Source organism: Novosphingobium meiothermophilum (genome assembly GCF_003171715.1).
In the GTDB taxonomy this organism is placed as follows: domain Bacteria; phylum Pseudomonadota; class Alphaproteobacteria; order Sphingomonadales; family Sphingomonadaceae; genus Novosphingobium; species Novosphingobium meiothermophilum.
Window position 1 is genome coordinate 65,321 of sequence record NZ_QGHL01000004.1, and the last position, 20,573, is coordinate 85,893.

Below are 20,573 nucleotides of genomic sequence, written 5' to 3' on the forward strand. Positions count from 1 at the left end.
TCAGGGGAGATGCGAATCTGGCAACAACTGCCTGGCTTGCAGTCATCAGCACCGGCCTTGGCTTGCCACCTGAACCTGGCAGATGAACACAAAAGGCCCCCGGATTTCTCCGGAGGCCCTTCGTTTCAACCTGCTGATCGATGCAGCGACTCAGTGCGCGTGAGCCTTGTCGTCGATCACCGGCAGGGTTTCGAACTGGTGGAACGGCGGCGGCGAGGACAGGGTCCATTCCAGCGTCGTTGCACCTTCACCCCAGTAGTTGGCTTCCGCCTTCTTGCCGGCAAGGAACGCGTAGAGGATGTTGATGAAGAACACCCCGATCGACGCGGCCATGATGACATAGCCGAACGAGGCGATCTCGTTCCAGTAGGTATACGCCACTGCGTAGTCCGGGTAGCGACGCGGCATGCCCTGAACACCCAGGAAGTGCATCGGGAAGAAGATCAGGTTCACGCCGACGAAGAAGATCCAGAACTGGAGATGGCTCAGGAACTCCGAGTGCATGCGGCCGCTCATCTTCGGGAACCAGTAATAGAACCCGGCAAAGAGCGACGTCACCGCACCGAGCGACAGCACGTAGTGGAAGTGCGCAACGACGTAGTAGGTGTCGTGCAGGTTGTCGTCCACGCCGCCGTTGGCCAGCACGACGCCGGTCACGCCGCCCACGGTGAACAGGAAGATGAACCCGATCGCCCAGACCATCGGCGACTTGAACTCAAGACTGCCGCCCCACATCGTGGCGATCCACGAGAAGATCTTGATGCCGGTGGGCACCGCGATCACCATGGTTGCGGCCGTGAAATACATCTTCGTGTTCACGTCGAGGCCAGTGGTGTACATGTGGTGCGCCCACACGATGAACCCGACAACGCCGATGGCGACCATGGCATAGGCCATGCCGAGGTAGCCGAACACCGGCTTCTTCGAGAAGGTCGAGATGATCTGGCTGATGATACCGAAGCCCGGCAGGATCATGATGTACACTTCGGGGTGGCCGAAGAACCAGAACAGGTGCTGGTAGAGAACCGGATCACCACCGCCGGCAGGATCAAAGAAGGTCGTGCCGAAGTTGCGGTCGGTCAGCAGCATGGTGATGGCGGCAGCGAGCACCGGCAGCGCCAGCAGGAGCAGGAACGCGGTCACGAGCACCGACCACACGAACAGCGGCATCTTGTGCAGGGTCATGCCCGGCGCGCGCATGTTGAAGATGGTGGTAATGAAGTTGATCGCACCGAGGATCGAGCCAGCGCCCGAAAGGTGCAGCGAGAAGATCGCGAAGTCCACGGCCGGACCGACCGAGCCCGACGTGGACAGCGGTGCATAGACCGTCCAGCCGGTGCCTGCGCCCTGACCCGTGCCGCCCGGCATGAAGGCCGAGATCATCAGCGACAGGAAGCCGACGAAGGTAAGCCAGAACGACACGTTGTTCATGCGCGGGAAGGCCATGTCGGGCGCGCCGATCATGATGGGCACGAACCAGTTGCCGAACCCGCCGATGATGGCGGGCATGACCATGAAGAACACCATGATGAGACCGTGCGCCGTAATCAGCACGTTCCACAGGTGAAGCTGCTGGTCGAAGCTGGGATTGGCGGTGCCCAGGATCTGGGCAAAATAGCCGAGATACTGGATGCCCGGCTGCGCCAGTTCGGCACGCATCATGCCCGACACCGCGCCGCCCACGATCCCTGCGAAAATCGCGAAGATCAGATAGAGCGTGCCGATGTCCTTGTGGTTGGTGGACATGAACCAGCGGGCAAAGAAGCCCGGCTTGTGATCATGATCGTGGTCGTGCGCATGATCGTGCGCATCGAAACCTTCGTTTGCGGGAATGGAAGCCATTTCGTTCAAACCTTGTCCATGAACGTCGCGTCAGGCGGCGGGTGCGGCCGGGGCAGCGGCGGCTTGCTCCGCACCGCCCACGGTTCCACCCGGCTGGGTCTTCACCCACGCCTCGAACTTGTCGCGCGGCAGCGCTTCGATGGCGATCGGCATGTAGCCATGACGAGCACCGCACAGTTCGGAGCACTGGCCGTAATAGACGCCGGGCTCCTTGATGAAGAGCATCTTCTCGTTGATCCGGCCAGGCACGGCATCAAGCTTGAACCACAGCGACGGAACCGCAAAGGCGTGGATCACGTCCGACCCGATGGTCTGGATGCGGATCGGTTCGCCAGCGGGCACGACCATGCGGTTGTCAACCGCAAGCTGGCCCGGCTCGCCGCGCTTCACCGCTTCTTCATCCGGCAGCATGTTCGAGATCACTTCGAAGCCGCCGTTGTCCGGATAGGTATAGCCCCAATACCACTGGTAGCCCGTGACCTTCACCGTCAGCGCACCCTTGGGCGCAGGCTCATACTGCTGGGCGAGCAGGCGGATCGAAGGCACCGCGATGACCACGAGGATCAACACCGGGATCAGCGTCCAGACCACTTCGATCAGGGTGTTGTGGCTGGTCTTCGAAGCGACCGGATTGGCGCGCTTGTTGAAGCGGGCCATGACGACGAGCAGCAGCACGAGCACGAAGATCGAGATCGCGACGATGATCGGCATCAGGATCACGTCATGCATCCACAGACCCTGTTCGCCCACGGGCGAATACTGGTCCTGGAAGGTCCAACCCTTGTCCACCGGCATCCCCTTGCCAGGGGTCGGCGCCATCGGGGTGTAGGAGCCGGCATCGGCTGCCGGGGCAGCGGGAGCCGCCGCATCGGCGGAAGCCGCCGCCGGAGCGGGCGCTGCCGGAGCGGGCGCTGCCGAATCGGCCGTCGTCGGCGCAGCCGCCTGCGCGACAGGCGCCGCCGGAGCGGCCGCAAGGCTCGAAGCCCCCATCGTCAACGTGCCGAAAGTCATCGCGCCAGCGACGCCAAGGGCCCGGATTACTTTACCCGCATTGCGGGCGGTATCGGCAAGACTCATCGTCAAAGTTTCCGCTTTTTCCCTGTTTGCGCGCTTGTTGCGCTGCATCAGGAAAGCACTTTCGCGCTTCCCCTAAGTCCCTCGATCGCACCGGCCTATACGCGTAGCCGCCACAAGCCTCAACCCGCCCTTTGGATATTTTTCCAGCGCGGACAGGCCGTCCCTTGGGGCAAAGGGAAACGCTTCGCAACGTGCCTGCGCCAAAAGGAGCACGTCTGCGCGAAAAGGGTTGCCCCATGCGCTGGCAGGGGCCATTTGCGGGCAGGTTGTCGATCCAGTCAGGCAGTTCCCATGCTCGAAGATGAAATCCTTGCCGAGTTCCGCGCCAGCCAGGCCCTGCTGGAGGGGCATTTCCTGCTGTCGTCGGGGCGGCACAGCGCCCACTACCTGCAATGCGCGCGCGTGTTGATGGACCCGATGCGCGCATCGCGGCTGGCGATGGCGACGGCGCAGAGGATCCCGCGCGATCTGCGCCAGCAGATCCAGAAGGTTGTCTCGCCAGCCATGGGGGGCGTCATCATCGGGCACGAAATGGGCCGCGCGCTGGGGGTGGAAGCCATGTTCGTCGAGCGCCCCACCGGCACCTTCGAGCTTCGCCGCGGCTTCACGCTCGCTCCGGGCGAAAAGGTGCTGATGGTTGAAGACGTGGTGACGACGGGTCTTTCCAGCCGCGAGGCGATCCGCGCGATTGAGGACGCAGGCGGGCAGGTGATTGCCGCAGCAGCACTTGTCGACCGGTCCGCAGGCAGCGTCGATCTTGGCGTGCCGTTCTTCCCGCTCGTTGCGCTGAACTTTCCCACTTACGCGGCCGATGAACTGCCGCCGGAACTGGCTGCAACTCCTGCCGTGAAGCCCGGCAGCCGGTCGAAGCCCTGATGAGCACCCTGAGTCCCGGACGCCTTCGCCTTGGCGTCAACATCGATCACGTTGCCACGATCCGCAACGCGCGCGGCGGCGACCACCCCGATCCGGTCCGCGCGGCCGAGATCGTGGCGGCGGTCGGCGGAGACGGCATCACGGCGCACCTGCGCGAGGATCGGCGCCATATCCGCGACGAAGACCTTGCCCGCATTCAGGCCGCGACAAGCCTGCCGCTCAACCTGGAGATGGCCGCAACCGAGGAAATGCTCGAAATCGCGCTGCGCCACAGGCCCCATGCGGCCTGCATCGTTCCGGAGCGGCGCGAGGAGCGCACCACCGAAGGCGGGCTCGATGCGGCGGGCCAGCACAATCGTCTTGCGCCCATCGTCGCGCGCCTGTCGGATGCAGGCATTCGCGTAAGCCTGTTCATCGCCCCGGAAGCACGCCAGATCGAGGCAGCGATGAAACTCGGCGCACCGGTGGTCGAACTGCATACGGGCGAATATGCCCATGCCGAAGGCGAGGCGCGCGCAGTGGAACTGAAGCGCCTTGCCGACATGGCCGCGCTTGCCGCGCGCAACGGCATAGAGCCGCATGCCGGGCACGGTCTCACCTACGAGAACGTGCAGCCCATCGCGGCCATTCCGCAGCTCGCCGAACTGAACATAGGGCACTATCTGATCGGAGAGGCGATCTTCGTGGGCCTTGATGCCGCCGTGCGCCGGATGCGCGAGCTGATGGATGCGGCGCGGTGAGAGCGGCTTGCTGAGAGCATCGGCATGATCCTCGCCATCGGCTCCGACCTGTGCAACATCGAACGCATCCGCAATTCGGTGGAACGGTTCGGGCAGCGCTTTCTCGACCGGGTGTTCACCGAAGTCGAACAGGCCAAGGCGGCGCGCCGCCCCCACACGATGGCCGGCACGCTGGCCAAACGCTTTGCCGCCAAGGAAGCCTTTTCGAAAGCCGTGGGAACGGGGTTCCGTTCGGGCGTGTTCATGAAGGACATCGGCGTGGTCAATGCCCGCTCCGGCGCGCCTGCACTGGCGCTCACGGGTGGCGCGGCAGCCCGCCTTGCCGCCATCACGCCTGAAGGTTACGAGGCCATCGTCCACCTCACGCTGACCGACGACCACCCCTGGGCACAGGCCTTCGTGGTGATCGAAGCCCGTCCGCTGGCGGGCGCGCTTGCGCACATTTCGCCTTTTGCCGCACCTCTTCCTGACGGAGCGCCGCCTGCTTGACCGACCCTGCGACCACCCCCGACGATCCGGCCGAATCCCTCAGCCCTGCCCCGCCGCCGCCCGGCACCGGTGTTGACTGGTGGGGGGAAATCCGCGGCCTTGCGCTCATGCTGCTGGCCGTTGTCACCTTTCACAGCCTGATTGCCAAGCCGTTCTATATCCCCTCGATCTCGATGATGCCCAACCTGCTGGTGGGCGATCGGCTGATCGTGTCCAAGTATCCCTATGGCTGGTCCTGGGTCTCGGCATCGTTCCACATACTGCCGCGTTCGGACCGCCGGGTGCTGCCACGGACCCCCGAATACGGCGATATCGTCATCGCGGTGCCGCCCGGCACAGACGAGGACTACATCAAGCGCGTGGTCGCCCTGCCCGGAGACCGCATTGCCGTGATCCACGGGCAGATCATCCTCAACGGCAGGCTGGTTCCCCAGCAGGCCGAACCGCCCGTGCAGATCCCGGCAGATCCCATGCTCTCATGCGATGGCAACCCTTGCTACATGATGTTCGAGCGCTATCGCACGCGCCTTGCCGATGGCCGCGAAGTCTATGAATTGCCCGCATTTCGCGAAACCCTGCCGAACGGCGCCAGCTATCTGGTGATCGATCATACCGATCAGCCGCTCGACAATTACCCCGAAACCGTGGTGCCCGCAGGCCACGTGTTTCTGATGGGCGACAACCGCGACCATTCCGCCGACAGCCGCGCGAGCATCGAGGAACGCGGGCTTGGCGGTCCGGTGCCGCTGGCCAATGTCGGCGGGCGGGCCGAATTCGTAACATTCTCGCTCAATGGCAGCGAAAGCTGGAACCCGCTGTCCTGGTGGACAGCCTTGCGCGAGGGTCGCAGCTGGACCAGATTGCGCCCGGAAATCCGCCGTCCGGCCCGGTTCGATACCGCGCAACAGGACCGGTGACGACGCCTTTCGCAAAGACCGCCTCAATCCGCATGACGGAAAACCGACCTCAGACGGAACACTGAAAATGGCCCGCAAGTTTCTTTACCTGATCGCCGTTCTGGCCGTGCTGGTGATCGCGGCGCTGTTCGTGCTGCGCATCTGGTCTGCCGAACTGACACGCTTCGCCTTCGTGCCGCGCACGGCCTATGCCCGCCTTGAGCCACTGGCGAAGGATGCCTACACCCACAAGGAAATGTGGTTTTCGCGTCCCGGCATGGGAGAAGGCGATCCCTCGCAATGGCGCCCGGCCAAGATTCCGGGCGATGAGGCGGCGAAGCAGGGCGCCGCGGCGGTCTTTTTCATTCACCCGACCAGCTATCTTGCCCGCGCTCACTGGAACGGCCCGCTGAACGATGCCGATTCCAACCGGCGCGCCAGCTATTTCCTGCGCGGCATGGCATCGGCCTTCAACGGCCAGGCGCAGGTCTGGGCACCGCGCTACCGGCAGGCGGCCTTCGGTGCCTTCCTGACCGACAAGGCCGAGGGACAGATGGCGCTTGATGCGGCCTATCTCGACGTGCGTCAGGCATTCGACACCTTCGTCCGCTCGATTCCGGCCGATCAGCCGATCGTGCTGGCAGGCCACAGTCAGGGGGCGCTGCACCTCATGCAGCTGATGAAGGAGCGCATCGCCGGAACCCCGCTTGCAGCGCGCGTGGCTGCCGCCTATCCGATCGGCTGGCCGATCTCGGTCGAACATGATCTTCCGGTCATGGGCCTTCCCGCCTGCGCCGGGCCAGACAAGGCGGGCTGCATCATGAACTGGTCCAGCTTTGCCGAACCGGCCGAACCCGAAATGGTCCTTGCCGCCTATCGCAGCCGTCCGGCGCTTGACGGGAAAGCCAAGGACACGCGCCCCGTGCTCTGCACCAATCCGCTTACAGGCGGGCTTGGCGGTGCGGCTCCTGCTTCGGCCAATCTGGGCACCCTCAAGCCCAGCGCCGAACTTGATGGCGGCGAGATGATCCCCGCTGCCGTGCCTGCGCGCTGCGATCCGGCAACCGGCCTGCTGCTCATCGGCGATCCGCCCGATCTTGGCCCCTATGTCCTGCCGGGCAACAATTACCATGTCTATGACGTGCCCCTGTTCTGGGCCAACCTGCGCGCGGATGTCGCACGCCGCGTTGCCGCCTGGCAGACCGCGCGCTCCGGCAGACAGTAGGCCGTGATGATTACGCAGTCTGCGCTGGAAATGCGTGATGCCCTGCCCGATGGCGGCGTGCTGCTCGGTCTGGATACCGGCACCAGGACCATCGGTGTTGCCTTGTGCGACCGGGACTGGCGCTTTGCCACTCCGGGCAAGACCATCCAGCGCGGCCGCTTTACCGACGACAAGGCAACGCTTGCCGCGCTGGTGGCCGAACGGCAGGTGCGCGGGCTGGTCATCGGACTGCCGCTCAACATGGACGGATCGGAAAGTCCGCGCTCTCAAGGCGCGCGCGCCATGGCCCGCAACCTTGCCGACCTTGGCCTGCCGATCCTGCTGTGGGATGAACGCTGGACCACGCAGGCCGCCGAACGCGCCATGATCGAGCAGGATTTCAGCCGCGCCAAGCGCGCCACCCGCATCGATTCCCATGCGGCCGCGCTGATCCTGCAAGGCGCGATCGACGCCTTGGCTGGAAGCGCATTCTGAATGAGCGCACTTTAACCGCGCGCTTGAACCGCTTGTAATCCCTGCGCTGCTGCGGCAGGGATGATCCATGAACAAGACCCCGGAAGCCATGGGCGGACGCCCGATCATCCCGCCGGACACGCCGTTCAACCCGGCCCTTTTCAATCACTCCATGCGCCAGTTCGGGCACACCGGGTTCATCGGCATGGAGTATCGCAGCCATGGCGAGAACTGGATCGAACTGGCCCTGCCCTGGCGCGAGGATCTGGTAGGTGATCCCGAAACCGGCGTATTGGCCTCAGGCCCGATCGTCTCGATGCTCGACAATGCCACATCGATGTCTGTCTGGGCGCTGCGCGGCCGCTTTCACCCGCAGGTCACGCTCGATCTCAGGGTGGATTATGTCCGCGCGGCAACGCCCGGCAAGACAGTGTTCGCCTGGGCGGAGTGCTACCGCCTGAAGCGTTCGATGGCGTTTGTGCGCGGGCTTGCCCACGATGGCGATATCGCCGATCCGGTGGCCCATGCGGCCGGCATCTTCATTCAGGTCGAACCTGAATCGTGGGCCGCCACAAAGGGAGATGCGGCATGACCGATCTTGCCGAAAGGCTGCCGCCCTATGCCCGCTCAATGGGAATGCGGATTGACGGAATGCTCGATGGTGCGCCGCTTCTGGCCATGAGCCGCACCGATCGCGCCACGGGGCGCCCCGGCTATCTCCACGGCGGGGCCATTGCGGGCCTTCTGGAAATCGCCGCGATCATGGCGCTTCATGCCGAGCTTGGCGATGAGGATGCGCGCGTGCGGATCAAGCCGGTCAACATCTCGGTGGAGTATCTGCGCGGCGGACTGACAGTGGAAACCTTCGCGCGGGGAGAGGTGATCCGCGCCGGTCGCCGTATCGCCAACGTCCGCGCGGAAGCCTGGCAATCGGACCGCACAAAGCCGCTGGCCAGTTGCTGGATGAACTTCCTCATCCAGCCCAAATCCTAGTCGTCCACCACCTTCAATAACTTGCGCTCAAGCGGCGAAAGCACGCCTGCCAGATCGTGCCCCCGCTTGAGAACCTGCCCCGCCTCGCCAAACAGCGCCCACATACCCTGCCGCGCCCGCAGCGACGGGCGTTTCTCGATGCGGGCGGTAGGCCGTTCGGCGGTGCGGCGAAACGCGGCAAATACCGCGGCATCCCTGCCGAAATCCATCGCGTAATCGCGCCAGAGGCCAGCGGCGACCATACGCCCGTAAAGATCGAGGATCTTCAGCAGTTCACCCCGGTCAAAGCCCACCTGCACGCCTGCGCGCGCATAGGGAAAGGGCACGACCGTGCCGGAAATCCCGGCATCTGGCCCGCTAACGCTCAGCGGCGTGTCCTCCTGCCGAGCGTGCCGGGTCCGGGCGCGGGAGCCTCGGTTTCAGTCTGCGCCGCGATCAGCGCTGCGACCTGCGCCTTGAGCGCGGCGATTTCGGTTTCGAGTTCATCGATCCGCGTTCCGCCATTCGGCTCGCACGGCTCCTTGCAGGGCGTGCCGTAGGGGATGAACTCCTTGAGCCACGTCTCCGCCGGAACCAGCGTGGAACGCGCCTTGAGGCCGATCATCGTCGCCCCTTCCGGCACATCATCGGTCACAACCGCATTGGCGCCGACACGCGCACGCGGCCCCACGGTGATCGGCCCCAGAATCTGCGCACCCGATCCGATAATCGTATTGTCGCAAAGCGTGGGATGGCGCTTGCCCGGCACGCCATTGGCCGGATTCGTCCCGCCCAGCGTCACGCACTGATAGATCGTCACGTTGTCGCCAATCTCGGCCGTCTCGCCGATCACGGTAAAGCCGTGGTCGATGAACAGGTGCCTGCCGATCTTCGCGCCAGGATGGATATCGATGGCGGTAACAAAGCGGGCAAAGTGATTGACCAGACGCGCCAGAAAAAACAGGCGCGCCTCGAACAGCCAGTGCGCGACACGGTGGAAACCCACCGCCCACAATCCCGGATAGAGAAGGATTTCCCAGCGCGACCGGGGCGCCGGATCGCGCGCCCTGATCGAGTCGAGATAGGCAATCAGGCCCTTGAACATGCCGTGGGTTCTCTCTCTTTCCGCCAATCAAAGCAAGCGCGGCTGGAACTGCCCCGATCGCTCCTCCAGCGCATCACGTACCAGCGATATGGTAACGGGCGCCTTACGCTCAAGAGAGAGCCGGTCAATAGTTTCAACCAGCAACTCGATTTCCGCATGGCTTCGCTCCACGCGGGGCAGCAGATAGGCAGTTACCGCATCGCCAAGGATCAGCCCGCGGCGCGTGGCATGTTCCGCAATCAACCCGGCCACCAGATCGTCGTCGGGCGCCCCGATCTCGATCAGCAGCGCCGATCCCAGCCGCGAGGCAAGGTCAGGCAAGGCGATCCGCCATTGTCCCGGCGCGCGGTTGCTGACAAGCAGGAGCGCGCGTCCCTCGGTCTGCGCCCGGTTCCAGCGATGGAACACTTCATCCTCTGGCAGGTCATCGGCGTTGTCGATCGCTTCGCCCGCGCCGCTCTCGGCAAACCAGCGCGCAAGCAGGCTCTTGCCCGAACGCGGTGGTCCGGCAAGCACCGCGGTGCGGAACGGCCAGCGGTCCGATGCCTGCAAGGCTTCGATCACGGGCACGAGACCTGGCCCCATGACGACCGTCTCGGCGCTGCGCGCCGTCACCAGCGGAAGAGCGATCTGCAAGGACATGGCTGCCGTTATGAACCAGAAACCGCCTGAGCGCGCCTATTTCCGGATCGAGAGCGCATCGGCGCCCGCTGTCACGCGCCAGCCCTGCGCCCGCAGTGCCGCCGCCAGAGATTCCAGATCGCCCGCATAGGTCACGCGCATGACCGATGTGCCGCCAATGGCGATCGATGTGGAAACGGCGCTCTTCACGCCGGCAATGCTGCGCATCCCGGCCATGCCCGCATCGACGGCGGCGGCATCGGCGGTGGCGAACTGGACGGTGAAGGTCCGCTCGGCCGCGGCGGCTGCCGTGCTTGCCGCAGCCGCAGGGCGGTTCTGCGCCGTATCCATGCCGGGCACAGCGGCCACCGGCCCTGCCTTGGCAAGGGTCTGCTCGATCAGGGCTGGATCGACCTGCATGGCCATGTTCAGCGTGGGATCGGGTTTCAGCAGCCCGTCGGCCAGCGCCTGTGCGTAGATCCGGTCGATCCGCGCGATGGCCTCTTCCAGCATCCTGGGCAGATCGGCTTCGCTTTTAGCGGTGAGGGTGAAACTTCCCAGATAGCGGTTGTCGGGACCGTAACGCGCGGCAAAGCGCCCCGTGACCGGCCCGCCGGGAAAACTGCGCTCCAGCCTTGCGATGGGCATGATGACGTCGGACGCACCGAACTCATCAAGGATCAACCGCCACCAGTTGCGACTGCGGCGGTCAAGCTGCCCCGCAGTCAGGAGCAGCGAATCCGATCCTGCACCGGCGGGCCGCACATAATCGATGGCGCTGTTGCCGGTGCGGAACTCGGCCCACGCCTTTTGCCAGGGCGTGCGCGTTTCGAACACCGTGGCGACGCCGCCCTGATAGAGCACCGGGATCACCAGCATCGGCGCCGAGCGCGCCCGAACCCCGGTCATGCCCAGCCGCTCGGCTGTGCGCGCCCGATCAAAGATCACTCCAAGCGTCGCGACATAGCGGCGCGGGCCGATCTGCTCGCGCTCCACCACAACCGCTGAAACCATCGAATCGATCGTGGCTTCATCAAGCGCGGGCGCGCTTCCACCACCACCGCTCTGCTCCCACAGCTTGACCCAGCCTTTGCGCTGTGCCTCGCGCCAGCCCTTGCTCCGGGCGTCCTCGGCATTGTCGCCGCTGACGTTGACCTCGATCCCGCGCACCTCGAAATCGCCATTGCTGGCAATCGGCGCGATACCGCGATCGCCCTCGATCTGCGCCAGCAGGGCCACACCGCCAAGACCGGCCAGCAGCGCCAGCCCGATGCCCAGCGCCTTGCGGTTCTTCGCGCTTTCGAAAGACAGGCGCAGTGCGGCCAAGGGAACTCCGAGAAAACAGACCAAATGCAGGAACAGGGAACTTTGCTGTTGGCAAGGCAGCCTTGCGCGTGTGCTTTTGCCCAAACGCAAGTGGAAATCCAAGCAAGAAAGCGCTACGCGCGCCAACCATGAGCGAACAGGATCAAAAGCCGCAAAGCTACAGCTACGCCCAGGCCGGGGTAAACATCGCCGCAGGCAATGCGCTGGTGAAGGCCATCGGCCCCCTTGCCAAGTCCACCGCGCGGCCGGGTGCCGATGCCGAACTGGGCGGTTTCGGCGGCTTCTTCGATCTCAAGGCAGCAGGTTACAAGGACCCGCTGCTGGTGGCAGGCAATGACGGTGTCGGCACCAAGGTCAAACTGGCGATCGATCATGACCGGCATGATCACATCGGCATCGATCTGGTTGCCATGTGCGTCAACGATCTGATCGTGCAGGGCGCAGAACCCCTGTTCTTCCTCGATTACTTTGCCACCGGCCGGCTCGACAACGGCGTGGCCGAGCGCGTCGTGGCAGGCATTGCCGAAGGCTGCCGCATGGCCGGCTGCGCGCTGATCGGCGGCGAAACCGCCGAAATGCCCGGCATGTATGCCGATGGCGATTACGACCTTGCCGGGTTCTGCGTGGGCGCGGTGGAACGCGGCGAACAGCTTACCGGGGATCGCGTGGCCCAAGGCAACGTGCTTCTGGGCCTTGCCTCTTCAGGCGTTCACTCCAATGGCTATTCGCTGGTCCGCCGCCTTGCCGCAGACAAGGGCTGGAAGCTGGAGCGGCCCGCCCTGTTCGACAACGAACGGCTGCTCATCGATTACCTGATCGAGCCGACCCGCATCTATGTAAAAAGCCTGCTGCCCTTCATCCGCGCGGGACGGATCAATGCTCTTGCCCACATCACCGGCGGCGGCCTGCTGGAAAACGTGCCGCGCGTCCTGCCGCAGGGCCTGCACGCGCGCATTGATGCCGATAGCTGGGAGCAAAGCCGCCTCATGGCGTTCCTCCAGGCGCAGGGCAATATCGAGCCCGAAGAAATGGCCCGCACCTTCAACTGCGGCATAGGCATGATCCTTGCCGTGGATGCCGACGGGGCCGATCAGCTTGCCGCCGATCTTGCCGCGGCTGGCGAAACCGTCTGGCGCGTGGGCGAGATCGTTCGCGGCGAAAAGGGCTGCACCGTTACCGGCAGCGCCGAAACATGGTCGGCACGCGCCGCATGGGAAGCCGTTCACCTTGGCTGAGCGGATTCCTGTCGCCGTCTTCATTTCGGGCAGCGGCACCAACATGGCGGCGCTGCTCTATGCCAGCCGCGCGGCAGACTGCCCCTACGAAATCGTGCTGGTGCTTTCCAATAACCCGGAAGCCTCCGGTCTGAAGCTTGCTGCGGCTGAAGGTGTTCCGACCTTCGTCCTGCCCCACAAGGGCATGACTCGCGCCGACCATGACGCGCGGATGGAAGCCGAAGTCATACGATCTGGCGCGCGCTACATCGCGCTTGCGGGCTACATGCGCATTCTCAGCCCCGCATTCGTGGCGCGCTGGGAAGGACGGATGCTCAACATCCACCCTTCGCTGCTTCCAAAATACAAGGGCCTGCACACGCATGAGCGGGCAATCGAGGCAGGCGATTCGCACGGCGGCTGCACTGTGCACCTCGTTACCGCCGAACTCGATGATGGGCCGATCCTTGGACAGACACCCGTGGCGATCATTCCGGGCGATACCGGCGAAAGCCTTGCCGCGCGCGTGCTGTTTGCCGAACACCAGCTCTATTCGCGCACCCTTGCCGTGTGGGTCTCGCGCGAGCGAAGCGCCGAATGGCTGCTGGAACAGGTGCGCCGCCTCGTCAGCGCCCTGCCGGAGGTGGAAGAGCGCGAGAGTCACGGCTCCCCCGGATGGCGCGTGGGCGGCAAGTATTTCGCCTATTTCAACGATCAGCGCCACGGCACGCCGCACATTGCACTGCTGGTGAAGACCAGCGGGCAGGACGAACTGGCAGCGCTGGTGGAGCAGGACAGCGATGTCTGGTTCCGTCCGGCCTATTACGGCGCCAGCGGCTGGGCGGGCCTCATCCTCAACCGCCCCGATGTCGACTGGGACCATGCCGCCGACTGGATTCGCCGCAGCTGGGCCGCGGTTGCGCCGCGCCGCCTTGCGGCAATGATGGATTTCTGACGCACCATGACGCTCACCACCATTCGCCGGGTTTACGCGCACACGGCCCTGCAATCGTTTGTAGAGGCTAGCGGAGGCCTGTTTGTCGTGGGCTTTCTGGTCAGGCAGGGCCTTTCGCCTGCTGCAGCGCTGGCGAGCTTCGCGCTCATCCTGCTCTCGCGCTTTGTGCTGCGCGCGGCAGTGATGCCGCTAGCGCGGGCGCAGGGCCTTCGCAACGTGGTGCTCATGGGCTTGGGCATCCGCGCGCTGAGCTTTCTGCTCCTGCCATTCGTGGGCGGGCTGGGGCCGGTGCTGGCGGCCTATGTTCTGGTCTCTGGGCTGGGCAGCGTGCTCTACTGGACCGGGTTTCATGCCTATGTCTCTGCCGCCGGCGACAACGCGGCGCTGGGGCGTCAGGTATCGATCCAGCAGGCCACCAATGCCGCCGTCGGCATCGTCGCGCCGGTCACGGGCGGATTCCTTCTGGGCTGGGCCGGACCTTTCGCGGGGTTTGCCGTCATCGCGCTGATACAGCTTCTGGCCGGCCTGCCCTTTCTTGGCGCGGCAAACCCGGCGATCGAGGCAGACACCACGGCCGATCCGGCCATGGTGCGCAGGGGGCGCCGCCTCTATTTCGCGGAAGGCTTGCAGACCGGCTGCGGAGTGGTGGTGTGGAACCTCGCGCTGTTCGTCACGCTGGGGCAAAGCTTCGAGCACTTCGGCGGCGCGCTTGCGCTGGCCGGACTTGGTGCGGCGGCCGGAAGCCTCATCATAGGCCGCCTGATCGATGGCGGGCGGGCACAACACTCGCTAGCCCTCGCCTATGGCCTTGGGGCCGCGGTGCTGATCGCAAAGGCCGTGGCATGGCAGGCTCCCCTGCCAGCGCTCATCGCCACGGCGCTGGGCGCGCTGGTCACGCCCATGCTGGCAACCGCCATGCTCTCGCCGCTCTATGCCATGGCGCAGCGTTCGCAATGCACCTTGCGCTTCAACATGGCGACCGAAGGTGGCTGGGATCTGGGTTGCTCAACTGCCGCGCTGGGTGCTGCGGCGGTTCTGGCGAGCGGTCTGGGCTACACCCTGCCGATCCTGACGGGTCTCGCCGCGCTGGGCACCATATGGTGGGGCCTTGCCGCATGGTATCGCCAGCCCCTTAAAGCCTGAATTCGAGACGGCCTGAGAGCTGGCCGGCTGGAATACTGCCGGCAACGGCAAGCCTTCAGATCTGGTCCGCATCAACCTGCGGTCGGCTTTCGCGCGTTGCGCGATAGCGCACCGAAGGATCTTTGGGATCGCCCGCGATCACCACGAAATCCTCGTGTACTTCCACCAGTTCGCCCAAAAAGGGCATGCCCTCGAACATGGGATTGCCGGTAATCCTGTAGCTGACCGTATCGCCAGCCTTGAAGGTTGCCGGATCGAAATTGAAGGTGAAGGGACAATCATCCCCGCCCATGCCCTGCATCGGCCAAATCTCCCGTATTCCGCCACCCTGAATGGCAAAGCCAAAATAGCAAAGGGGGCTGCCAGATTGAACCGGCAGCCCCGATGACTGGATCACATCGCCTGCGCGCCGATCAGAAATCGTAACCCAGCGTGATGCCATAGGTGCGCGGCGGCATAAGCGTGCCACCGATTGCGCGGCTGGTCGAAACCGCAAAGCTGCCCGCATAGACCAGTTCGTTGGTCAGGTTGCGAACCCACAGGTTGGCCGAGAACTTGCGGCTGGGATCGCGATACATGATGTTGGCATCAAGCTGGATGTAATCATCCTGCGCCATGCGGTCATCGTTGAACTCGGTGTGATACTGCTTCGACCGGAAGGCGAAGTTGGTGCCAAGGCGCACCGTGCCGCCATTGCTCACGTCGATGTCGTAAGTCGGGTTGAGGTTGAGGCTCCACTTGGGCGACATGCGCGTGCGGTTGCCCGAAAGATCCTTGACCAGTTGCGATTCCACCGCGCCCGGTGCGAACAGGCGCGCGTCAAGCGGGTCGGAAGCGGAAAAGCGCGTGAACTTCGAATCGAGGTAGCCCACCGAAGCGGAAACCGTGAACGCAGGGGTGGCCCGCCACAGCAGGTCAAGCTCGGCGCCATAGGCTTCGGAAACCGCCGCATTGGTCAGCGTGCTGGTGAAGAACGGCGGCGCCGGGATCGGACGGGTGAGCGAGAACTGTCCGTTCTTCAGCCGCTGGAAGAACACGGCAAGGTTCGCGCTGAGGCCACCCTGCGCATACTTGGCGCCCACTTCAAAGGCTTCGACCTTTTCAGGATCGACAAACGGCAACGGCTGCGTGGCCGAAAGACGGCGCGTGGAGCCGATCTCGGCAGTGCCGCTCTTGAAGCCGCGCGACCAGTTGCCATAGAGCATCAGGTCGGCATTCGGCCGGTATTCGATGCCCAGCGACGGCGCAAAGTCGTTCCAGCTCTTGGTGGCATCCCACTGTAGCGGATCAAGCACGAGCCGGTTGAGCGCGGGAGAGCCAAGGCCGGTATTGTTGCGCAGGCGGCGTTCTTCCCAGCTGTAGCGGGCGCCTGCCTTCACGGTGAACTGGTCCGAAAGCTCATAGGCAAGGTTGGCAAAACCGGCCCATGCCTTCACGTCGAGCCGTCCGTCGAACTGGATGCGCAGCGGATCGGTGTTGTTCAGTACATCAAGGCCGATATGGTTTTCGATCTCGATCTGCTCATCCAGATAGAACAGCCCGAACACGCCGTGGAACCGGTCGGTATCGACGTTGGCCTGAAGCTCCTGGCTGAACTGGTGCTGGAACACCGGCTGCCAGTGGTTGGCACTGCTGCGCAGGGCGTTGGTCTGGGCCAGCGGATAGCCCAGATAGGTCGACATGTCGAAATCGTGGAAGAAGATCGAATCGAAGCTGCGGTAGCTGGTCAGCGACTTGAGCGAGATCGCATCGGTAGCCTCGACCGTGACGATGCCGGTCAGCGCCCACTGCTTGCGATCGTTGATCGGGTCGAAGTTGGTGGCAAGGTTGCGTGGGTTGCTGGCGAAACGCGCCTGACTGCCATCGGCGTTGAGACGCTGGCCCAGCGCGCTCAGCCCGTCGTTGCTGGCGATGTTGTCGGTCAGCACGCCGGGGAACGACACTTCGCGGAACTTGATCGCCAGTGAACGGTCATCCTCGCGGTGATACTCGCCGGTCAGCAGGATGTTGACCTTGTCCGAAGGCAGCAGTTCGAGGTGAGCGCGCGCCGACCACTGGTTCATGTTGTCGATCTGGTTGCCGGTGAACTCGTTCACGCCGAACCCGTCGCGCTTGATGCGCTGGAACGCGAGACGCCCGCGCACACCCTCGGTGATCGGTCCGCTGATCGCGGCATCGGTCTGCACCAGGAAGGCATCCCCGCCAATGGTCTGGCGGACATAGCCATCGAAACGGTCCGTGGGCTTGGCGGTGATGAGGTTCACCGCGCCGCCCGTGGCGTTGCGGCCATAGAGCGTGCCCTGCGGCCCGCGCAGCACTTCGACGCGCTCAAGATCGAACATCGAACCAAGCTGGGCCTGGGCAAGGCTGACCACCACCCCGTCAACGTGAAGCGCCACCGAAGGATCGACGCCCGGCAGCGAGCTGGACAGGCCGATGCCGCGGATGAACAGCTTGGCGAAGTTGAAATCGTTGCCGAAGCTGATCGAAGGCACCAGCGTTTGCAGCGCCTCGATGGTGAAGGTGTTGTTGGCGGCAAGCTGATCGGCGCCCACCGCAGAAACAGACAGCGACACATCGGACAGGGACTGGGCGCGCTTCTGCGCGGTCACGATGATTTCGTTGCCGCCACTGTTATCGGCCGCTTCCTGTGCGAAGGCAGGCTGGGCCAGGGCGATGGCGGTGCCGGCGATGAGGCTGGTGCGCGCGAGCAGGCGCGGCAATGCGCGAAGTTTGGTCATCAGGTTTCCCTCCCAGAAAGAGCCGACGGATGCGGCCCTGCGCGTTCTCGTGCGGAACGCGCCCTGATTTAGCGTTGTATGCACAACATACAATTTCTGTTCTGAACTATCGCAATCAATTCAACAGAGCGTTGCACCTGAGCAACATTTCACTTTCGTTAGGGGCGTCAGGTTTGCGCATGAAAAAGGCCGGAGCATCACTGCCCCGGCCTTTTCTCGGCTCCGGAAAACCGCGGAGGGTCAGCCGACGATCTCTTCCGGCTTGAAGAAGAAAGCGATCTCGATGGCCGCATTCTCTTCCGAATCCGAACCATGCACGGTGTTCTCGCCGATCGACAGCGCCAGTTCCTTGCGGATCGTTCCGGGTGCCGCATCGGCGGGGTTGGTCGCGCCCATCACTTCGCGGTTGCGGGCAACGGCATCTTCACCTTCCAGCACCTGCACCACCACCGGTTCGCTCATCATGAACTCGACCAGTTCGCCAAAGAAGGGGCGCTCCTTGTGCACGGCGTAAAAGCCTTCTGCCTGTTCGCGGGTCATGCGGATGCGCTTCGAGGCCACGACGCGCAGACCGGCTTCTTCCAGCATCTTGGTGACAGCGCCGGTCAGGTTGCGGCGCGTGGCGTCGGGCTTGATGATCGAAAAGGTGCGGGTAACCGCCATGGGATGTTCCTTGCGATGTAGGGATTGCGATTGCGCGCGCCCCTAGCGGGCTTTGTGCCATGGCGCAAGTTCGGCCACTCCCCACGCTCGGCGCAGGCTCAAGGCCCTTCCTTCCACTTGCCCCCGTCCTGACGCCAGTAGCGCCGCTCCACGCCTTCGCGCTGGCCCAGCATCCGCCAGCAACCGCGCGCGTCATCGATCCGGGCGGGCGGGAACAGAAGGAACACGCGGTCGAACGTGCCTTCGCGCCAGACCCCGTCGGCCAGCGCCATGTAGCGGGCACCGTTGGCAGGATCGGCTTTTGCTGAAAGCAGGATCGGCTGGCGGTCCTCGTGTCCATCGCCTGCGCGCCCATGTGCAAGGAAGCTTTCGGCAATACGCGTCCACAGGGCCTCGCTCACCCGCTGCAACTGCCGGTCATCCTCGGAAACGACAAGCAGCCGCTCGCCCGCCGCCAGTGTGTTGCGCGCGATCAGCGGCAGGACGAGTTCGGCAGGATCGCGGGTAAGCTGATAGAAGTCGACGCGCATCAGCCTGCACCTTCGCGCCTGCCGCCCTTCACGCTGCGGCACCTGTCGGAACAGAACTTCACGTTGTCCCAGTCCCGTTCCCACTTCTTGCGCCACGTGAACGGCAGGCCGCAGGCGGCGCAGGTCTTCGTCGGAAGATCGGACTTGCGCCGCATTTTCGGCATGGAGGCGCCTTATGCCTCCAGCACGTCGCGGACATAGCGGTCCAGCAGGCGCACGCCATATCCGGTTGCGCCCTTGGCCCAGGTCTGTCCGGGCTTGTCGGCCCAGACCATGCCCGCAATGTCGAGATGCGCCCAGGCCACGTCCTTGTCGATGAAACGCTGAAGGAACTGGGCCGCGGTGATCGAGCCGCCATAGCGCGGCCCCACGTTCTTCATGTCCGCAATCGGGCTGTCGATCAGCTTGTCATAGGCCGGTCCCAGCGGGAATCGCCACAGCTTGTCGCCGCTGGCCTTGCCCGCCGCATCAAGGTGTCCGGCAAGGGCATCATCATTGCTGAACATGCCGCCGTATTCATGGCCCAGCGAGATGATCATCGCACCGGTCAAGGTAGCCAGATCAACGATGGTCGCGGGCGCATATTCCTTCTGCACCCAGGTCAGCGCATCGCACAACACGAGGCGGCCTTCGGCATCGGTATTGATGACTTCCACCGTCTGGCCCGACATCGATGTCACGACATCGCCGGGGCGCTGGGCATTGCCATCGGGCATGTTCTCGACAAGGCCGCACACGCCGATGACATCGGCCTTTGCCCTGCGCTTCGCCAGCGCCAGCATTGCGCCCGCAACGGCCGCCGCGCCGCCCATGTCCCACTTCATGTCTTCCATGCCCGCGGCTGGCTTGATCGAGATGCCGCCCGTATCGAAAGTCACGCCCTTGCCGACGAAGGCCGTGGGCTTTGCCGCCTCCGCGCCCTTCCAGCGCATGGCCAGCAGCTTCGGCTCGCGCACCGACCCTTGCGCCACGCCCAGCAGCGCGCCCATGCCAAGAGCGGTCATCTCCGCAAGGCCAAGCACGATCACCTCGACGCCGGTGCCTTCCAGCCGGGCCTTGCAGCGTTCCACGAAGCTTGCCGGATAGATCACGTTGGCCGGTTCGGTCACGAGTTCACGGGCAAACTCCACACCTGCTGCAAGTGCGGCGGCCTCCTCCCAGGCGGGTGCCGTGCCCTCCGGCGCCGCAATCGACACGATTTCCGCGAGGGACGGCTTCTGTTCCTCGGTCAGCTTCGTGCGATAGGCATCGTGGCGCCAGCCGCGCAGGCGTGCCCCGAAAAGCACGGCGGCCGCCTCTGTCCCGCTCAGCCCCGTCCCCGCGAAATCGATCGCCAGCGCGGTTTCGCCCGAAGTCTGGTAACGGGCGACGAGCGCGGCACCTGCCTTCTCCAGATTGGCCATGCGGTCATCGGCATCTGGCTTGCCGATCCCGGCCAGCGCAAGCCGCGTCAAGCCGCCGGAATTCTCGACAAATGCCTCGAAGACCTGCCCGGCCTTGCCACTGAAACGCGCTGCGACCGCGCCTTCGCGCACCACCGCATCAAGATTCGCCGGAAGCGCATCGAGCGCCACGAGGCGGGCGACCAGGCGAGGCTGCGGGGCATCACTGGTGCGAAAGACGACCTTCATCAAGAACTCCTGAGGGAAAACGTGCCACAGTTCGACGCAAGCGGGACCAACACCGCAAATGTGCAATTGCAGTT

At 64.3% G+C, this 20,573-nt stretch carries 23 protein-coding genes; 11 read left to right on the forward strand and 12 right to left on the reverse strand.

What is annotated here, in order from left to right; genetic code table 11:
* Positions 1 to 150: 150 nt before the first annotated feature.
* A complete protein-coding gene (gene ctaD / locus DKM43_RS00715) occupies positions 151 to 1,842 on the reverse strand; it encodes a cytochrome c oxidase subunit I (RefSeq protein WP_109796574.1) in 1,692 nt (563 codons plus the stop codon).
* Between the two features lie 30 nt (positions 1,843 to 1,872).
* A complete protein-coding gene (gene coxB, locus DKM43_RS00720) occupies positions 1,873 to 2,919 on the reverse strand; it encodes a cytochrome c oxidase subunit II (RefSeq protein WP_201739743.1) in 1,047 nt (348 codons plus the stop codon).
* 291 nt (positions 2,920 to 3,210) lie between these two features.
* Here coxB and pyrE point away from each other — a divergent pair, with 291 nt between their 5' ends.
* The 8 genes from pyrE (at position 3,211) to DKM43_RS00760 (ending at position 8,591) form a co-directional block, all read left to right on the forward strand.
* A complete protein-coding gene (gene pyrE, locus DKM43_RS00725) occupies positions 3,211 to 3,795 on the forward strand; it encodes an orotate phosphoribosyltransferase (RefSeq protein ID WP_109796575.1) in 585 nt (194 codons plus the stop codon).
* Positions 3,795 to 4,535: a pyridoxine 5'-phosphate synthase gene (locus tag DKM43_RS00730; RefSeq protein ID WP_109796576.1), complete on the forward strand. Its 741-nt coding sequence runs from the start codon at positions 3,795 to 3,797 to the stop codon at positions 4,533 to 4,535. The genes pyrE and DKM43_RS00730 overlap by 1 nt, the downstream gene beginning before the upstream one ends.
* A 24-nt stretch (positions 4,536 to 4,559) precedes the next feature.
* Positions 4,560 to 5,024, forward strand: a complete 465-nt coding sequence (gene acpS / locus DKM43_RS00735; protein ID WP_109796577.1) for a holo-ACP synthase — start codon at positions 4,560 to 4,562, stop codon at positions 5,022 to 5,024.
* Entirely contained in the window at positions 5,021 to 5,941 is a 921-nt protein-coding gene (gene lepB / locus DKM43_RS00740; RefSeq protein WP_236632313.1) for a signal peptidase I, read from the forward strand. Before acpS ends, lepB begins: the two co-directional genes overlap by 4 nt.
* 67 nt (positions 5,942 to 6,008) lie before the next feature.
* Positions 6,009 to 7,145, forward strand: coding sequence for a DUF3089 domain-containing protein (locus DKM43_RS00745; RefSeq protein ID WP_109796578.1), 1,137 nt, complete (start codon positions 6,009 to 6,011; stop codon positions 7,143 to 7,145).
* A 6-nt stretch (positions 7,146 to 7,151) separates the two neighbouring features.
* Positions 7,152 to 7,619 (forward strand): Holliday junction resolvase RuvX, encoded by a 468-nt coding sequence (gene ruvX, locus DKM43_RS00750; protein ID WP_109796579.1) that lies wholly within the window; start codon positions 7,152 to 7,154, stop codon positions 7,617 to 7,619.
* Between the two features lie 67 nt (positions 7,620 to 7,686).
* Positions 7,687 to 8,190, forward strand: coding sequence for a PaaI family thioesterase (locus DKM43_RS00755; protein WP_109796580.1), 504 nt, complete (start codon positions 7,687 to 7,689; stop codon positions 8,188 to 8,190).
* Positions 8,187 to 8,591, forward strand: coding sequence for a PaaI family thioesterase (locus tag DKM43_RS00760; protein WP_109796581.1), 405 nt, complete (start codon positions 8,187 to 8,189; stop codon positions 8,589 to 8,591). The genes DKM43_RS00755 and DKM43_RS00760 overlap by 4 nt, the downstream gene beginning before the upstream one ends.
* Here DKM43_RS00760 and DKM43_RS00765 read toward each other — a convergent pair.
* The 4 genes from DKM43_RS00765 to DKM43_RS00780 are packed head-to-tail and all read right to left on the reverse strand — an operon-like array spanning position 8,588 to position 11,622.
* A complete protein-coding gene (locus DKM43_RS00765; protein ID WP_201739744.1) occupies positions 8,588 to 8,917 on the reverse strand; it encodes a DUF2794 domain-containing protein in 330 nt (109 codons plus the stop codon). The two genes, DKM43_RS00760 and DKM43_RS00765, sit on opposite strands and share 4 nt — an antisense overlap.
* 38 nt (positions 8,918 to 8,955) lie before the next feature.
* Complete coding sequence (gene epsC / locus DKM43_RS00770) at positions 8,956 to 9,675, reverse strand: serine O-acetyltransferase EpsC (RefSeq protein WP_109796582.1); 720 nt, start codon at positions 9,673 to 9,675, stop codon at positions 8,956 to 8,958.
* A gap of 27 nt (positions 9,676 to 9,702) precedes the next feature.
* Entirely contained in the window at positions 9,703 to 10,317 is a 615-nt protein-coding gene (locus DKM43_RS00775; protein WP_109796583.1) for an HdaA/DnaA family protein, read from the reverse strand.
* Between the two features lie 36 nt (positions 10,318 to 10,353).
* Positions 10,354 to 11,622 carry a hypothetical protein gene (locus DKM43_RS00780; protein ID WP_109796584.1) on the reverse strand — a complete coding sequence of 423 codons (1,269 nt, stop codon included), beginning with the start codon at positions 11,620 to 11,622 and terminating at the stop codon, positions 10,354 to 10,356.
* Between the two features lie 128 nt (positions 11,623 to 11,750).
* Between DKM43_RS00780 and purM the strand changes: the two genes are divergently transcribed.
* The 3 genes from purM to DKM43_RS00795 are packed head-to-tail and all read left to right on the forward strand — an operon-like array spanning position 11,751 to position 14,934.
* Positions 11,751 to 12,857, forward strand: coding sequence for a phosphoribosylformylglycinamidine cyclo-ligase (gene purM / locus DKM43_RS00785; RefSeq protein ID WP_109796585.1), 1,107 nt, complete (start codon positions 11,751 to 11,753; stop codon positions 12,855 to 12,857).
* The gene (gene purN / locus DKM43_RS00790) at positions 12,850 to 13,791 is read left to right on the forward strand and encodes a phosphoribosylglycinamide formyltransferase (protein ID WP_109796586.1); all 942 of its coding nucleotides are present in this window, start codon (positions 12,850 to 12,852) and stop codon (positions 13,789 to 13,791) included. The genes purM and purN overlap by 8 nt, the downstream gene beginning before the upstream one ends.
* A gap of 6 nt (positions 13,792 to 13,797) precedes the next feature.
* Positions 13,798 to 14,934, forward strand: a complete 1,137-nt coding sequence (locus tag DKM43_RS00795; RefSeq protein ID WP_109796587.1) for an MFS transporter — start codon at positions 13,798 to 13,800, stop codon at positions 14,932 to 14,934.
* A gap of 55 nt (positions 14,935 to 14,989) precedes the next feature.
* Here the strand turns inward: DKM43_RS00795 and DKM43_RS00800 are convergent, their stop codons facing one another.
* The 6 genes from DKM43_RS00800 to DKM43_RS00825 form a co-directional block, all read right to left on the reverse strand.
* Positions 14,990 to 15,235: a hypothetical protein gene (locus DKM43_RS00800; protein ID WP_109796588.1), complete on the reverse strand. Its 246-nt coding sequence runs from the start codon at positions 15,233 to 15,235 to the stop codon at positions 14,990 to 14,992.
* A 112-nt stretch (positions 15,236 to 15,347) separates the two neighbouring features.
* Positions 15,348 to 17,675 (reverse strand): TonB-dependent receptor, encoded by a 2,328-nt coding sequence (locus DKM43_RS00805; RefSeq protein ID WP_109796589.1) that lies wholly within the window; start codon positions 17,673 to 17,675, stop codon positions 15,348 to 15,350.
* A 240-nt stretch (positions 17,676 to 17,915) separates the two neighbouring features.
* A complete protein-coding gene (ndk, locus tag DKM43_RS00810) occupies positions 17,916 to 18,338 on the reverse strand; it encodes a nucleoside-diphosphate kinase (protein WP_109796590.1) in 423 nt (140 codons plus the stop codon).
* Between the two features lie 98 nt (positions 18,339 to 18,436).
* Entirely contained in the window at positions 18,437 to 18,868 is a 432-nt protein-coding gene (locus tag DKM43_RS00815; protein ID WP_109796591.1) for a DNA polymerase III subunit chi, read from the reverse strand.
* The gene (locus DKM43_RS00820) at positions 18,868 to 19,032 is read right to left on the reverse strand and encodes a DUF2256 domain-containing protein (RefSeq protein WP_109796592.1); all 165 of its coding nucleotides are present in this window, start codon (positions 19,030 to 19,032) and stop codon (positions 18,868 to 18,870) included. Before DKM43_RS00820 ends, DKM43_RS00815 begins: the two co-directional genes overlap by 1 nt.
* A 9-nt stretch (positions 19,033 to 19,041) precedes the next feature.
* A complete protein-coding gene (locus tag DKM43_RS00825) occupies positions 19,042 to 20,499 on the reverse strand; it encodes a leucyl aminopeptidase (protein ID WP_109796593.1) in 1,458 nt (485 codons plus the stop codon).
* Positions 20,500 to 20,573 lie beyond the last annotated feature (74 nt).